Source organism: Anaerococcus hydrogenalis DSM 7454, assembly GCF_000173355.1.
Taxonomy (GTDB): domain Bacteria; phylum Bacillota; class Clostridia; order Tissierellales; family Peptoniphilaceae; genus Anaerococcus; species Anaerococcus hydrogenalis.
Genome location: NZ_ABXA01000020.1, coordinates 15,338 through 30,062, shown reverse-complemented (window position 1 = coordinate 30,062; position 14,725 = coordinate 15,338). Strand labels below are relative to the sequence as shown.

Annotated in this window: 14 protein-coding genes, 2 pseudogenes and 1 other annotated feature; of the genes and pseudogenes, 15 read left to right on the top strand and 1 reads right to left on the bottom strand. The window is 29.2% G+C overall.

Annotation, left to right across the window (positions count from 1 at the left end):
* The first annotated feature begins 52 nt into the window (after window positions 1–52).
* Window positions 53–1,354, top strand: a pseudogene (locus ANHYDRO_RS03920) (pyrimidine-nucleoside phosphorylase).
* A gap of 20 nt (window positions 1,355–1,374) precedes the next feature.
* Here ANHYDRO_RS03920 and ANHYDRO_RS03915 read toward each other — a convergent pair.
* A complete protein-coding gene (locus tag ANHYDRO_RS03915) occupies window positions 1,375–2,145 on the bottom strand; it encodes a hypothetical protein (protein WP_004813725.1) in 771 nt (256 codons plus the stop codon).
* A gap of 143 nt (window positions 2,146–2,288) precedes the next feature.
* Between ANHYDRO_RS03915 and ANHYDRO_RS03910 the strand changes: the two genes are divergently transcribed.
* The 14 genes and pseudogenes from ANHYDRO_RS03910 to ANHYDRO_RS03850 all read left to right on the top strand — a co-directional run bounded on the left by ANHYDRO_RS03910 (window position 2,289) and on the right by ANHYDRO_RS03850 (window position 14,674).
* Window positions 2,289–2,966, top strand: coding sequence for a hypothetical protein (locus tag ANHYDRO_RS03910; RefSeq protein WP_004813723.1), 678 nt, complete (start codon window positions 2,289–2,291; stop codon window positions 2,964–2,966).
* 9 nt (window positions 2,967–2,975) lie between these two features.
* Window positions 2,976–3,626 (top strand): sunset domain-containing protein, encoded by a 651-nt coding sequence (locus ANHYDRO_RS03905; RefSeq protein ID WP_004813721.1) that lies wholly within the window; start codon window positions 2,976–2,978, stop codon window positions 3,624–3,626.
* Between the two features lie 86 nt (window positions 3,627–3,712).
* Entirely contained in the window at window positions 3,713–4,768 is a 1,056-nt protein-coding gene (locus tag ANHYDRO_RS03900; RefSeq protein WP_004813718.1) for an enoyl-CoA hydratase/isomerase family protein, read from the top strand.
* Between the two features lie 87 nt (window positions 4,769–4,855).
* Complete coding sequence (locus ANHYDRO_RS10480; RefSeq protein WP_004813716.1) at window positions 4,856–5,179, top strand: cysteine hydrolase family protein; 324 nt, start codon at window positions 4,856–4,858, stop codon at window positions 5,177–5,179.
* A gap of 11 nt (window positions 5,180–5,190) precedes the next feature.
* A complete protein-coding gene (locus ANHYDRO_RS10475) occupies window positions 5,191–5,376 on the top strand; it encodes an isochorismatase family protein (RefSeq protein ID WP_004813715.1) in 186 nt (61 codons plus the stop codon).
* Between the two features lie 100 nt (window positions 5,377–5,476).
* Window positions 5,477–6,595, top strand: a complete 1,119-nt coding sequence (locus tag ANHYDRO_RS03890) for an EpsG family protein (RefSeq protein ID WP_004813712.1) — start codon at window positions 5,477–5,479, stop codon at window positions 6,593–6,595.
* Window positions 6,596–6,604: 9 nt separating this feature from the next.
* Window positions 6,605–7,255: a YveK family protein gene (locus tag ANHYDRO_RS03885; protein WP_004813711.1), complete on the top strand. Its 651-nt coding sequence runs from the start codon at window positions 6,605–6,607 to the stop codon at window positions 7,253–7,255.
* Entirely contained in the window at window positions 7,245–7,745 is a 501-nt protein-coding gene (locus ANHYDRO_RS03880; RefSeq protein ID WP_004813708.1) for a hypothetical protein, read from the top strand. The genes ANHYDRO_RS03885 and ANHYDRO_RS03880 overlap by 11 nt, the downstream gene beginning before the upstream one ends.
* Window positions 7,693–8,067: a hypothetical protein gene (locus ANHYDRO_RS03875; protein ID WP_244261634.1), complete on the top strand. Its 375-nt coding sequence runs from the start codon at window positions 7,693–7,695 to the stop codon at window positions 8,065–8,067. Before ANHYDRO_RS03880 ends, ANHYDRO_RS03875 begins: the two co-directional genes overlap by 53 nt.
* A gap of 210 nt (window positions 8,068–8,277) precedes the next feature.
* Window positions 8,278–9,321: a glycerol-3-phosphate dehydrogenase gene (locus ANHYDRO_RS03870; RefSeq protein ID WP_004813705.1), complete on the top strand. Its 1,044-nt coding sequence runs from the start codon at window positions 8,278–8,280 to the stop codon at window positions 9,319–9,321.
* Window positions 9,321–10,070, top strand: coding sequence for a DeoR/GlpR family DNA-binding transcription regulator (locus ANHYDRO_RS03865; protein WP_004813702.1), 750 nt, complete (start codon window positions 9,321–9,323; stop codon window positions 10,068–10,070). The genes ANHYDRO_RS03870 and ANHYDRO_RS03865 overlap by 1 nt, the downstream gene beginning before the upstream one ends.
* A gap of 18 nt (window positions 10,071–10,088) precedes the next feature.
* Window positions 10,089–11,909, top strand: a complete 1,821-nt coding sequence (locus tag ANHYDRO_RS03860; RefSeq protein ID WP_004813701.1) for a PTS mannitol transporter subunit IICBA — start codon at window positions 10,089–10,091, stop codon at window positions 11,907–11,909.
* A gap of 109 nt (window positions 11,910–12,018) precedes the next feature.
* A pseudogene (locus ANHYDRO_RS03855) lies at window positions 12,019–13,193 on the top strand (iron-containing alcohol dehydrogenase).
* 54 nt (window positions 13,194–13,247) lie between these two features.
* Window positions 13,248–13,472: a binding site (T-box leader), on the top strand.
* 95 nt (window positions 13,473–13,567) lie between these two features.
* Entirely contained in the window at window positions 13,568–14,674 is a 1,107-nt protein-coding gene (locus tag ANHYDRO_RS03850; protein WP_039913965.1) for a 5-methyltetrahydropteroyltriglutamate--homocysteine S-methyltransferase, read from the top strand.
* The last annotated feature ends 51 nt before the right edge of the window (window positions 14,675–14,725 follow it).

Here is a 14,725-nt window from a genome sequence, read left to right as displayed (position 1 = left end):
TATTTTCTAAAATCTCCTAGATGGGTATTTATTTACTAAGTGGAGGGAGTTTATGAGATTTGTAGATATAATTGAAAAAAAGAAAATAAAAAAGAATTAACAGATGATGAAATACAATTTTGGATTGATGGAGTGGTAGATGGGTCAATTCCAGATTATCAAACATCAGCCCTTCTTATGGCAATTGTTTTAAATTCGATGACAGATCACGAAACAGCAAAACTTGCAGATGCTATGAAAAACAGTGGCCATGTTATGGATTTATCTGATATAGAAGGAATAAAGGCTGATAAACATTCAACAGGAGGAGTTGGTGATAAAACTTCCCTTGCCCTTGGGCCAATAATTTCTGCTTGTGGATTAAAACTTGCCAAAATGAGTGGAAGAGGCTTGGGCCATACTGGAGGAACTCTAGATAAACTAGAATCTATAGAAGGATTTAATGTTTTTTTTAAAAGAAGAAGATTTTAAAAAACAAGTTAGAGAAATTGGCTTTGCCATAATGGGACAAACAGGAGAGCTTGTTCCTGCTGATAAAAAATTATATGCCTTAAGGGATGTTACAGCAACTGTTGATTCTATTCCCCTAATTGCCTCATCAATAATGAGCAAAAAATTAGCATCAGGTTCTGATACTATTTTACTGGATGTAAAATATGGTGAGGGTGCCTTTATGCATACAATTGATGATGCAAAAAAACTAGCAATGGCAATGATTAATATAGGGAAAAAACTTGGAAAAGATACAAGGGCTATGATTACAGATATGAACCAACCTTTAGGAAATACAATTGGAAATGCCCTTGAAGTAAGAGAGGCTATAGAAACAGTAAAAGGAGAGGGACCTAAAGATTTTACAGAATTGGTTTTAACTGCTGGAGAGATTATGCTTATGCAAGGAAAAATTGCAAAGGATAAAAATGAGGCAAGAATAATGCTCAATGATGCCATAAATTCTGGCAAGGCCTTTGACCAACTTAAAAAAATGGTAGCCTACCAAGGTGGAAATGTAGATCAAATTGAAAATCCATCCTTGCTTCCTAAGGCTAAATTTAAAACAGAAATGAAATCTAAAAATGAAGGCTATATTGAAAATATTCATTCCATGAATTTGGGAATATTATCAATGAAACTTGGGGGAGGCCGTGAGAGAAAAGAAGATGACATTAACTATGCTGTAGGCCTTGAAATGAAAGTTAAAAAAGGAGATAAGGTAAAAAAAGGCGACCCACTTTGCCTAGTTTATCATGATAAAAAATTAGATCATGAGTGGATAGAAAGTTTTTACCATACCTTTACCTATTCAAAAGAAAAAACCAAGCCAATTGCTATAGTTGAAGAAATTTTACAATAAAGAAAAATTCTAGCAAATTACTACTTGCTAGAATTTTTTTCTTTAAAATTTTTAATATAAATAGATATTATTATACTTAGGGCAAATAAAATAATTGATCCTATAAATATTATTTTATTAGGTCTTTGCCTTGATATTATTCCAATCATAGCCCACAAATATCCAATAATTAAGCCGGGATTTTTATTTTCCTTATAGACAAATAAAATTGTTGCACTTAAAAGGATTAATAAAATTAGGGCAAAAATTATTGTAAAAATAGAGGACGGATCTTTTTTATTTTGGCCCAAATACATCAAGATATTTGTAAAAACAAAAAATATAAGAAAACCCGTATGGATTCCTGTAGGAAGAGTTACTAAATACTTATATTTTTTAGAAAAATCCTTATATTGGTCAATTATTCTTACCATAGTAATTAAAACTAAAGAATACCCCATTATAGCAATTAGGGCAGGCATTAAGTAGTTATTATTTACCATAACACTATAAATTCCATTTGCCATATTCCAATAAATAAAAAGTGGCATCAATTTTTCATAATAAATTTCTTCATCTGTCATTGTAAGATTTTTTATATAAGGCAAGAGCAAAAATATAAGAGAAAAAATGTAAATAAGGGGCCAAATATAAAGACAAATCTTATCAAAAACCAAGGGATTATCATGGATTTTTAAAATTTCTATGTACTTATATTGAAAAAATATCCCCCTGTATCCCATATAAGAGAAAATAAGTGTCAAGATGAACATGACAAGTCCAATGATATAATTTTTATTTTTTATTTTCATAAAGCCTCCAAATTCTATTAACTTATTTACCCAAAATTTATAAAAATTAAATTTATTCTAAAAAACTAGGGTATTTTTTATAAATTGACAATTTATATATTAATAATGTATTATATGAATAAGAAAAAAATGTGGGGGTATTTATGAAAAATTTAAAGAAAAAACTTGTTTTTGTAGCAGTTTTGTCCTTATCTTTTTGTGTGAGTAAAGTAAGCACTTATGCATCAAGTACTGATGAAATTATTAATAGTGCAAATTCAATAGTAGAAAAATTAGATAAAAACACCAATGATTTGAATAATTTAAAGGGCGAAAAAGAATCAAAGGAAATCTTAGAGGCTAGGGATAAATTTAATAGATTATTAGATAAACTTCCAAAAGAAGATTTTAAAGATTTTCATATGGGTGATGAGGTCAATAATTTGGACTTAATTAAAAATAAAACTAGGCTTTTAGAAGTTTTGGAAGGATATTTTAAATTAGATGAGGGCATGAAGAAAAATTTATTGGACTCATATAATAAAATTAAAGATGGATTAAAAGATGAAAATTTAAGTTCAGATGATGTTGATAAATTAATAAAAGATTATAATGAAAAATATAAGAAGTTATTAAAAGAAGAAAGCTCATCAAATAAAAGTACTAGTAAAGTCGCAAAACTTGTTAAATTAGATGATAAAGACAAATCAAATTTAAGTAAAACTCCAATAAATAATGGAAGAAAAGCTTCTAACGTAAAAACTGGTGTAAAAAGCCTATCAGCAGTGGGCATCTTTTTATTTGGATCACTTATTATCTTAAGAAAGATAAGAAATATATAGGAGAATAAAATGAAAAATAAATTTTTAAAGGCTGGATTGCTTGCCTTAATTATAGGATTTTTTACTCCATTTTATGTAAAAGCAGACCAAGATAATTCAGTTTATGAAAAAGATGTGATTGAAACAATTGAAAAGGTAGAAAATTCAAAAAATAAAAATATTAAAGCATATAACCAAGCTTTGATAAGACTTGCAAGAAAAATCAGTCCAGAAGATCAAAAAGTTCTAGATGAGAGCCAAAGTTTGATAAAAGAGGCTGATGAAATTTTAGAAAAGCTTAGGGCTTTAAAAGAAAGTGAAGAAAAGACAGAAGATCCAAGTGATTTAGTAGAAAATTCAAATAGCAATGATATTTCTGATATTGAAGATCAAACAAGCACTGAAGATTCATCTAATCTAGATAATCTAAGTCAAGGTTACAAGCTTAAAAATGAGCAATATATGAACCTTGAAAAAGGAACTTATTGTTTGGGACCTGTTTGCCCAGAAGGTTGGCCAAAAATAAAGGGAAATATGAATTCTTACAATAAGAAAAAACATGAATTTATATATCATACACCAGACAAAAGAGACTTTGATAAAATCAGTGATGAAAATATAATTTGGTTTAAATCAGAAGAATATGCTAAAAAATCTAACTTTAGACAAGCTCTAAGATAAGACTAAGACCCATTTTTGGGTCTTTTTTCATGTAAAAAATCTTGACAATTTTTGTTTTTCAAATATCTTAAATATAGGTGATAAAAATGATTAAAGAAAAAATTATAGAAAATCTTGGCATTATTTATTTGGATAGGCCCAAAGTTTTAAATGCCTTGAATTTAGAAATGATAGAAAGTATAGAAAAAATTTTAAAAAAATGGGAAGATGATGATCAAATTAGGGCTGTTTTATTTGATTCACTTTGTCCAAAAGGATTTTGTGCTGGTGGAGATTTAAAGTCTATTTATAATGACTATCTTTTAAATGATGAGTGTGAAAATAAGGATGAATTTTACCAAGAAGAGTTTATCCTTGATAAGTATGTTAAAAATTACAAAAAACCTCTTATTAGCCATTATTTTGGAATAGTGATGGGAGGAGGAATTGGCCTTACTATCAATTCTGATTTTATTATTTGTGATGAAAGTGTAAATTGGGCAATGCCAGAAACTAGACTTGGTTTTGTACCGGATGTTGGTGTTTGTAAACACCTTTCAAAACTTCCCCAAGCTGTCGGCCAATATCTTGGTCTTTGTGGGGAAAGTTTAGAAAGTTCAGATTTAATAAGGTATAATTTGGCAGATCTTTATATTAATTCTAAAAATTATGAGAAAGTCTTGGATATTTTAATAGAGCTTACAAAAAATTACCAAGGTAAAAATTTAATAGAAGAATTAAAAAGACAAACTGAAGAATTTAAGGCTGAAAAAATAAGTTCTAGTCTTGATAAAAATATGGAAAAAATTGAAAAATATTTTTCATTTTCAAGCCTTGATGTGATTCTTCAAAGCTTAGAAGAAAACAAAGATGATGACTTTGCTCAAAAAACTTTAGGAAATTTAAGAGAAAAGTATATTTTCATGGTCCAAGTTCAATTTGAAAAATATTTCCTATGCAAAGATTTAAGTCAAGATGAGGTTTTTGACCTCGATTTAAAAATATTAAAATATTCAAGAAAAATAGGAGCTATGAAAGAGGGGATAAGGTCTTTGATAATTGATAAGGAAAGTGCCAATTGGAAGGAAAAATCCCTAGACCAAGTTTCAAATAAAAAGGTAAAAGATTTATTAGGAATTGAAAAATTTTATAGTGAGAGGTAAACTTAGCGAAAGCTAGGTTTATTTTTTTATTAAAAATCAATTTGATTAAAAAATTTTAAATTATATACTAAATAAAAAGGAGAAAACATGGACGTATTATTAGTTATTGATTTACAAAATGATTTTATAGACGGAGCCTTGGGAAATGATGGTAATGAAAAAATTGTTAAACCAATTGAAAAATTAGTAGAAAATTTTGATGGAGAGGTTATTTTTACAAGAGATAGCCATGATAAAGATTATTTACAAAGTCTTGAAGGATCTCACCTTCCAGTTGCTCATTGTATTAAAGGCTCTCACGGTTGGCAGATAAGAATTGATACAAAAAATAACAAGGTAATTGATAAGCCATCTTTTGGATCCTATGACCTTGTTGATTATTTGAAAAAATTAAATGAAAAAGAAAAATAAAAAATATTTATATGACAGGAATTTGTACAGACATATGTGTTTTATCAAATGCAATTTTAATAAAAAATGCCCTTTTGGATACAGAAGTAACTGTATATGAAAATTTGTGCAAGGCTACAAGTGAAAAAAACCACCAAATAGCCTTAGATGCAATGAGAAATTGCCAGGTAATAGTAAGTAAATATTTGGAAAAATAAAATTTTTAAGAATTTTCCCATCTACTTCTTTTAAATATTATATTGATTTTTTAAGTAAAATTTCTTTTTTCTATGATATAATATTTTAAAAGGAGTAAAGATGGGTTTTTTGATGTTTACAAGTATAGAATTATCCTTATATGCCATTAATTCTATGATTGATTTTGATAAGAAAAAACAAATAAAATATGCAGCAGGCCTGATGTTTTTGGTCTTTTTTATATTTGCAGGACTTAGGGGAAGTGGAGATGCTGATTATTATAATTATCTTTACTTTGCTAAAGACATAGGAACTGACTTATCCAAGGTTTTTTCTGCCTACCCTGTTGAAATTGGCTTTAGAATTTCTTCATATCTTATAAATGTTTTGGGAATTTCTAGACAGGCTATAATTATTTTGATGAATTTTTTATCTATAGCCCCTACAGCCTATGTTTGCTTAAAGGAAAGTGAAAATCCTTTCTTGTCGGCCATAATTTTTTTGCCGATTTTTATTCAATTTGATATGCAAACTTCAAGGACGGCATCGGCTATTGGAATAGGTTTTTTGAGCATTTACTTATTTAGCAAAAACAAAAAAATAAAATCTCTATTAGCTCTTTTGCTTGCCCTTTCTTTTCACAAATCGGCGGTTATCTTGTTGCCATTTTTTGTTTTGATGAAAATTGACCTATCCAAAACTTTTCAAATCATAGCTATGGGACTTAGTTTTTTAGTTTCAGTTTTTTCCAAGCAAGTTTTGATGCTTGTTGGACAAATTTTATCAGCTATTGGAATGGGTACTATGAGTTTAAAGATAACAAATTACACTTTTCAAGGGACCTTTGCCAAGGAAATGAGCTTTATTGACCCTAGAATTTTATACGCCTTGTTTTTATTTTTAACTAGCTTAATATATTTTAATAAAAAAGAAATTAAAAAAATGTCCATTGAAGATACAAGCATAAAAGCAATTTGGTTTTGTGCTATAGTTTTGTTGGTATTTAGGTCATCAACAGCCATAGCCTTTAGATTTTCAAACTTTTTTGGAATATTTCAAATGCTTTATCTACCAATATTATTAAAAAAACTTAGAAAAGAAGATGAGTATGTTCACTTTTTAGTTTACTTGTCCATTTTTGTCTATATAGTGCCCTATGCCATATTTTTGATGGTAAAGGCGCCAGCTTATGGATTTTTCTTTACAAATGAACAAGCTATATTATCACTAAAAAATTAGGAGGAAAAAATGGAAAAAATTAAATCGTCAGAAATAGGAAAAATCATAAAGGATAATATAAAATATGTATTTATTTCAGCTCTTATATTTTTTCTAATTGGTTATTTTTACACAAGTTCTAAAACAAAAGATACTTATGAGGCTAAGGCTGCTATTTTGATAGCAGAAAATAGGGGAGAAGATTTGACCTATAATAGCCTAATGTTAAATGAAAAATTAGCAAATATTTATGGAGAAGTTTTAAATTCAGAAGATCTTTACTTAAATGTTGCTAAAAAAATGAATGATGAAAAAAAATCTGAAAAATTAAAAAATAATTTAGAAACAGAAATTAATGCATCTGCTGGAATTATTACTTTTGAATACAAGGGTAAGGGAGAAAAACAAACAGCTCTTGCCTTAAATTTAATAATTAAAGAATTTAGAAAAGATATTAAAAAATATTTGGGAAAGGATAATATTGAAGTTTTACAAAATGTAAGTGTCAAAGATGCATCTAGTAAAAAACCTATCTTGATAGGAATATTTTTAGGACTAATGGCCTTAATTCTATCCCTCTTGTTTATAGTAACTAAGGAATTTCTTGCTGGAAAAATTAGGTCTTACCATTATTTTGATGAGGTTGAAGTTGATCTTTTAGGAGTTATTGATGAAAAATAATAAATTAGTTTATGAAAAAATTGCAGTAAAAATTTCTGATAAAAAAGAAAAAACTTTTGGCTTAATAAATTTGGAAACAAAGAAAGAAAATCAAGGATTAGAAATTGCAAGATCTTGTGCAAGGATAAAAAATACCCTATACCTAGACTTTACAGACCTAGATAATTATAAGTTTGATAAAAATATTGAAAAAATAATAGTTAGAGATGGTGACTTGTCAATTTTAAATATAAGCATTGAAGATGATATGGCAAAAATTATAAATTCCTTAGACTTTAAAGAAATGATGGAAAATATAAAAAATTCCTATGATTTAATTTTGATAAATGAAGAAAATTATGAATATCTTTCATTCATGATGACAAAATTTGAAGATGGGAAAATTGCCTTTGTAAAAGAAAATAAAAGTAAAAAAGAGAAATTTGAAAATAGCCTAGATGAGTACAAAAAATTATCATGCCCAATTGTGGGGGTGGTTTACAATATTTAAGAAAATATGCCTAAGCCTAGTGATTTTATTTTTATTTTCATCATGTAAAGAAAAATCGAATCACCACTATCCTTTAGAAATAGAAGAAAGCACTCAAGCTCATGAAAAAAATCATAAAAAAGAATTTCAAATTGACGGATACTATTTGGTAAAAAGAGATTGTTTTATGTACGAAAAGATAAATCCCTTAAAAAAGTGGGATAAGATAAAAAAGAAATCTAGCGTAAAAATTTTATCTATTGAGAACGAAAACTTTGTAAAAGTAGATTATTTTGGCAACCAAGCCTTTATGAAAAAAGAAGACTTGGATATAGATAGCTAGATTTTAACTAAAAATTAATAAAGTAATAGAAAAGATCTTTTAATCTTGATTTATTTCAAGATTAAAAGATTTTTTTTATTAAAAAGTAAATAAAAGAAAAATAATTTTTTAAAAAATTATGAAAACATTTGACAAGACTATAAAAGCTGCTATAATTAAGTTAACGAAAGAAAAAGAAAAAATAAAAACAAACGAAGAAAGAAGGGAAATATGAAATTAGTTTTTATCGGTGCTGGTATGATGGCATCATCAATGAGTATGCCTGCAAATGAAAATGGTCATGAAATTAGACTTGTAGGATCTCCACTTGATGATGATATTATCAAAGAAGGAAAAGAAACTGCTTATCACAACACATTAAAAAGACAGTTAAACAAAAACACTAAATTTTATTATTTAAGTGAATTAGATGAGGCTTTAGAAGGGGCTGATGCTGTAATATGTGGTGTATCATCCTTTGGTGTTGATTGGATGTTGGATGAAATTTATCCAAAAATTGATGAAAAACTTCCAATTATTTCAGTAACAAAGGGAATGGTTAATGATGAAGAAGGAAACTTATTAACTTATCCTGAATATTGGGAAATGAAATTAAAAGAAAAAGGAATTGACAGAAAAATTTGTGCTGTTGGTGGTCCTTGTACTTCTTATGAACTTGCAGACCATGATGATTCCTTAGTTTGCTATTGTGGGGAAGATATTGATACAGTAAATTTCTTCAAGGAAATTTTTGAAACAGATTATTACCATATATCAACTTCTACAGATGTAAGAGCAGTTGAGCTTTCAGTTGCTTTAAAAAATGCCTATGCCTTGGCAGTAACTTTGGCAGTTGGTCTTGCTGAAAAAAGAGAAGGTATAGGAGCTGTTCATTATAATTCTCAAGCAGCATTATTCACACAAGCTACAAAAGAAATGACAGGTCTTCTTGAATTTGTAAACGGAAATGACAACCAAATAGAGCTAGGTGTTGGTGACTTATACGTAACAGTTTTTGGTGGAAGAACAAGAAAGATAGGAACTCTTTTAGGACGTGGTCTTTCATTTGATGAGGCTATGGAAGAATTAAAGGGAGTTACCTTAGAATCTGTTGTAATTTCAAAAAGAATGGGCCAAGCTATAACAGTTCTTGATAAAAACGGAAAAATTGATAAGGAAGAATATCCACTATTAATGCACATATACGACATAATAGAAAATGGTGCTGAAGTAAACATTCCTTGGAAAAAATTTAATACAGAAGATATAAAATAATGTTTACTGAGCAAAGAAGGATAGAAATTTTAACTTATCTTAGGGAAAAAAATGAGGTAAGTGTGGCTGATTTGGCAGGGAAATTTAATGTTTCCTTGCCAACAATCAGGTCAGATTTGACTTTTTTGGAAGAAAACAACAAACTTACTAGGACCCACGGTGGGGCAATTTTAAATAAAAAGATTGGTGAATACCAAACTATAAGTGAAAAAAAGATAATCAATACTGATAAAAAAACAATTATTGCCCAAAAAGCAATAGATCTTGTTGAAGAAAATGACACCATAGCTTTGGATTCAGGAACAACAAGTTTTGAACTTTGTAAAAAACTAACAAGTTTTGATAAGCTAACTTTGATTATTAATGATTTTGCAATAGCAAATTTTTTGTCAGAAAATTCAACCTTTAAGCTTATATTCGTTGGTGGACTTATTGGAAGAGATATTAATTCAACAAATGGGCCCAAGGCTTTAAGCTTTTTGGATAATATAAATTGTGACAAGGCCTTTATATCTTGTGAATCTTTCGATTTAAAGAAAGGGTTTTCAACATTTGACGAAAACCAAGCGGCCTTTAAAAAAAGATTGATGGAAACATCAAAAACAAAAATTATGCTTTTGGATTCAAGCAAGTTTGATAAGGTATCATCATTTACATTTTCTAAGATTGAAGATTATGATTATTTAATAAGCGATAAGGTAAGTGAAAATTATAGGAAAAAAATTGTAAAAACGACAAAAATTATTTAGTATTTGAAAGGTAAAATTATGGCTAGGGAAAATAATATTAATAATACTCGTGATAAATTTCAGAAATTTGGATCGTTTCTAAGTGGAATGGTAATTCCAAATATAGGAGCTTTTATTGCTTTTGGTCTTATTACTGCAATCTTTATCGATTCAGGATGGGCTCCTAACAAAAAAATAGCAGAACTTATTTCACCACTTTTAAACTACCTTCTACCAATCTTAATTGGTTATAGTGGTGGTGGACTTGTACATGGAAAAAGAGGAGCAGTAGCAGGAGCTATAGGAACCTTTGGTATAGTTGTTGGTGCAGATATACCGATGTTTTTGGGAGCAATGATTATTGGTCCATTTTCAGGTTTAATAATTAAAAAATTTGATGATTTAGTTAAAGATAAGGTTCCAAACGGATTTGAAATGATAGTTGATAATTTCTCACTAGGAATTCTTGGTGGAATTATTTGTGTTCTATCTTTCTTGTTTATAGAACCTGTTGTAGTATCAGTTACAAATGCAATGGCTGGTGGAATTGAATTTTTAATGAACAAAGGATTCTTACCACTTGTTTCATTATTAATAGAACCTGGTAGGGTATTATTCTTAAATAACGCAATCGACCATGGTATAATGGCACCTCTTGGCCTAACCCAAGTTGCAAAAGTAGGTTATTCTCCATTATTTATGATAATAGGAAACCCAGGAATCGGACTTGGAATCTTACTTGCTTATTGGAAATTTGGAAAAGGAAACATGAAAGAAGCAGCACCTGGTGCTATGATTATTCAATTTTTGGGTGGAATTCATGAAATATATTTCCCATATGTTTTATCAAACCCACTAACCTTAATTGCATGTATTGCAGGACAAGCAACAAACATAATTGTAATGCAACTTCTTCATTACGGAACAGTTTATACCCCATCACCTGCATCAATATTTTCAGTAATAGCGATGACACCTAAGGGAAAATATTTATCAATGTTAATTGTAGTATTATCAGCTACAGTTGTAACCTTCTTAGTTGCAAGTATTTTTGTAAAAAGATATTACAGAAATTATACTGGCGATGAAGAAGAAGTAAGTGAAAACTTAAATGAGAATGTAGGAAATGAAATTTCTTCAAAAGAAATAGAAAAAATTGTTGTAGCTTGTGATGCTGGGATGGGATCATCTGCAATGACAGCTTCATCATTAAAGAAAAGATTAAAAAATGAAGGATTTGACCTTGATGTAATCCATACATCAATCCAATCAATTCCTGATGACGCTGACCTTATAGTTGTCCACAAAGAATTAGCAGAAGCTGCTAAGAAAAAAGCACCAACTAAGACAAGAATTATAATATCATCCTATATAAATCCGAAAGAATTTGATGATGTAGTAAAATTATTAAATGAAAAAAGATCAGATTTAAAAACAAGTTTGGAAGTTTTACCAAATGATAATATTATAATTGATGATTCAATTACAACAAAAGAAGACGCCCTTATAAAAATCAACCAAAAATTTGTAGCTGGTGGCTATACAACAGAAAAATATTTAGATGGAATGAAGGAAAAAGAATCAGAATTCCATACAAATATGGGCAACGGACTTGCTATTCCTCACGGAGCTTATGACTATAAGTCAGAAATTTTAAATACTGGACTTGTTGTTATAGTAAATAAAAACGGAATTACTTGGAATGACGAAAAAGTATATCTTGTTATAGGAATAGCAGGAAAGGGTGACGAACACTTAGAAATCTTATCAAAAATTGCTACAGAATTTGATACAGAAGAAAAAGTAAAAGAAATTGTAGAACTCGCTGATAAAGATAAAATTAAAAAAGCATTAGAATAAAATTTTGGGCATATTTAATCAAAAAATTAAATATGCCCTTTTATTTTTGAAAAATTTTATTAGGAGTTTTTGGGTAACAATAAAGTAGGTTAATAATAAAGGAGGATTTATGTTAGATTTTACTTATAGTATTCCTACAAAAATACATTTTGGAAAAGATGCCTTAGATTTTGTGGGAGAGGAAGTTAAAAAATTTTCAAATAAGGTTCTTTTGACCTATGGTGGGGGATCTATTAAAAAAAATGGAGTTTATGACAAGGTAGTAAAAGAACTTAAAAATTCTGGAGTAGAAATTTTCGAACTTTCAGGAATTGAACCAAATCCTAGAATTGATTCTGTAAGAAAAGGGGTCAAAATTATTAAAGAAAATGATATTGGAGCAATTCTTGCTGTTGGTGGTGGATCTACTATTGACGCTTCAAAATTTATGGCAGCAGGAGCCCTCGCAGATTTTGATCCTTGGGAATTTATTTCAAAGAAAAAGCCTATGAGCCCTGCAATTCCACTTCTATCAGTTCTAACAATGGCTGCTACAGGATCTGAAATGGACAATGGGGGAGTTATTACAAATCCTGAAACAAAAGAAAAACTTTCATCAGGCCATCCTGATACTAGACCAAAAGTTTCATTTTTAAATCCAGAAATTACTTATACAGTTAGTAAATACCAAACGGCATGTGGTTCAAGTGATATCTTATCCCATATTTTTGAAAATTATTTCAATCAAGATGGGTCAATGTATATGCTCGATAGGATTATGGAATCTTTAATGAAAACTGTAATAAAATATGGACCAATTGCCATGAAAGATCCAAAAAATTATGAGGCAAGAGCAAACTTGATGTGGGCATCTTCTTGGGCAATAAATGGATTTATTTCATCATCAAGCAAATCTCAGTGGACAGTTCATCCAATAGAACATGAACTTTCAGCCTTTTATGATATAACTCATGGACTAGGACTTGCAATTTTAACACCAAGGTGGATGGAATACGTATTAAATGAAACAACAGCCCATAAATTTTATGATTTGGGAGTAAATGTATTTGATATTAATAAAAATCTTGATCAAATAGAAGTAGCTAAAAAAACAATTGAAAAGGTAAAAGAATTTTTCTTTGACACATTGGGTCTTGATTCAAATCTTAAAGAAATTGGTATTGATGAAAAATATTTTGACCAAATGAGCAAAAAAGCCTGTGGCAAAAAAGGAAAATTGATGGCTTTATTGAACTTAGCCCAGCTGATGTAAGAAAAATTTACCAAATGTGCCTTGACGATTAAAAAATTTGACAAAAGAAAAATCCCTGCTAGAATAAGTATCAAGTTAGAAGAATAAAAAACCATAAAACGAGAAAAGTAGTTTAGTAGAGTTTTCAAAGAGAGTTCCGTAAGCTGAGATGGAATAAAACAAAGCAAAAACGAAAATGGCCTCCGATGGGCTTGTTCGATATTTAGGACAAGACGGGATCTCCCGTTACAGAGATAGGATATGAATGTATCTGATAAGAGGCATAAAATATTATGCAATTAAGGTGGTAACGCGGAATTTTCGTCCTTATTATAATCATTTGATTATAATAAGGACTTTTTTATTACAAAGATATCAACCAGATTTTAACTCAGGCCTAAAAATTTATATTTTTAAGGAGAAAAAAATGACAGTAAGAGCACCATACAAATACGATATTGTAGGATCTTTTTTAAGACCAGAAAGATTAAAAAAAGCAAGAGAAGATTTTTCTAAGGGAGAAATTAAGGAAATTGACCTTAAAAAAATTGAAGATGAAGAAATTGAAAAACTAATTGAAAAGGAAAAAAAGGCTGGTCTTAAATTTATAACAGACGGTGAATTTAGAAGAAGTTGGTGGCACTATGACTTTTTCTGGGGCCTAAATGGAATAGAAAAATATACCCTAGAAGAAGATAAGAGAATAAAATTTCATGGAGAAGTTTTAAGGCCAGACTCAGTAAAAATTGTAGGTAAAATTTCAGGTACAAACCACCCATTTTTGGAACATTTTAAATATGTACAAAAATTTGAAGAAAATGACATAAGAGCAAAACAAACAATACCTGCTCCTGCCCAATTATTAAGAACAGTTTATAATCAAATTGGAGAAGGCGGGGTTTATGAAAAAGAAGATGAATTTATAAAAGATGTGGCTAAGGCCTATGGAGAATTTTTCAAAGAACTTCATGATTTAGGTTGTGAAACTGTACAAATTGATGATTGCACTTGGGGAGCCTTGGTTGATGATGATGCAATAAAAGAATATGAAAAAGACGGCAAAAACGTTGAAGAATTAAAGAAGACATATTTGACAATAAATAATGAGGCAATTGATAAGGCACCAGAAGGATTAAATGTTTTAACCCATATTTGTAGGGGAAATTATAAATCAGCCTTCCACTTTAAGGGTGGCTATGATAAAATAGCAGATTATTTATTAAAAGATGAGCATGTAAATGGATTTTTCTTAGAATATGATGATAAAAGATCAGGATCTTTTGAGGCGTTAAAAAAAGTTCCTAAAGGAAAAAAAGTTGTCCTAGGACTAGTTACAAGTAAGAGGGCAGATTTGGAGAAAAAAGAAGATTTGATAGCTAGAATTGATGAAGCTAAAAAATACTTAGATAAAGATCAAATAGCAATATCTCCACAATGTGGTTTTTCATCAACAGAAGAAGGAAATAAAATTACAGAAGAAGACCAATGGAAAAAAATTGCCCTAATAAAAGAAGTAGCAGAAGAAGTTTTGTAGAATAAGTTATTTATAAAATTAATAAAATATAGCTCAAGACTAATAAACTTA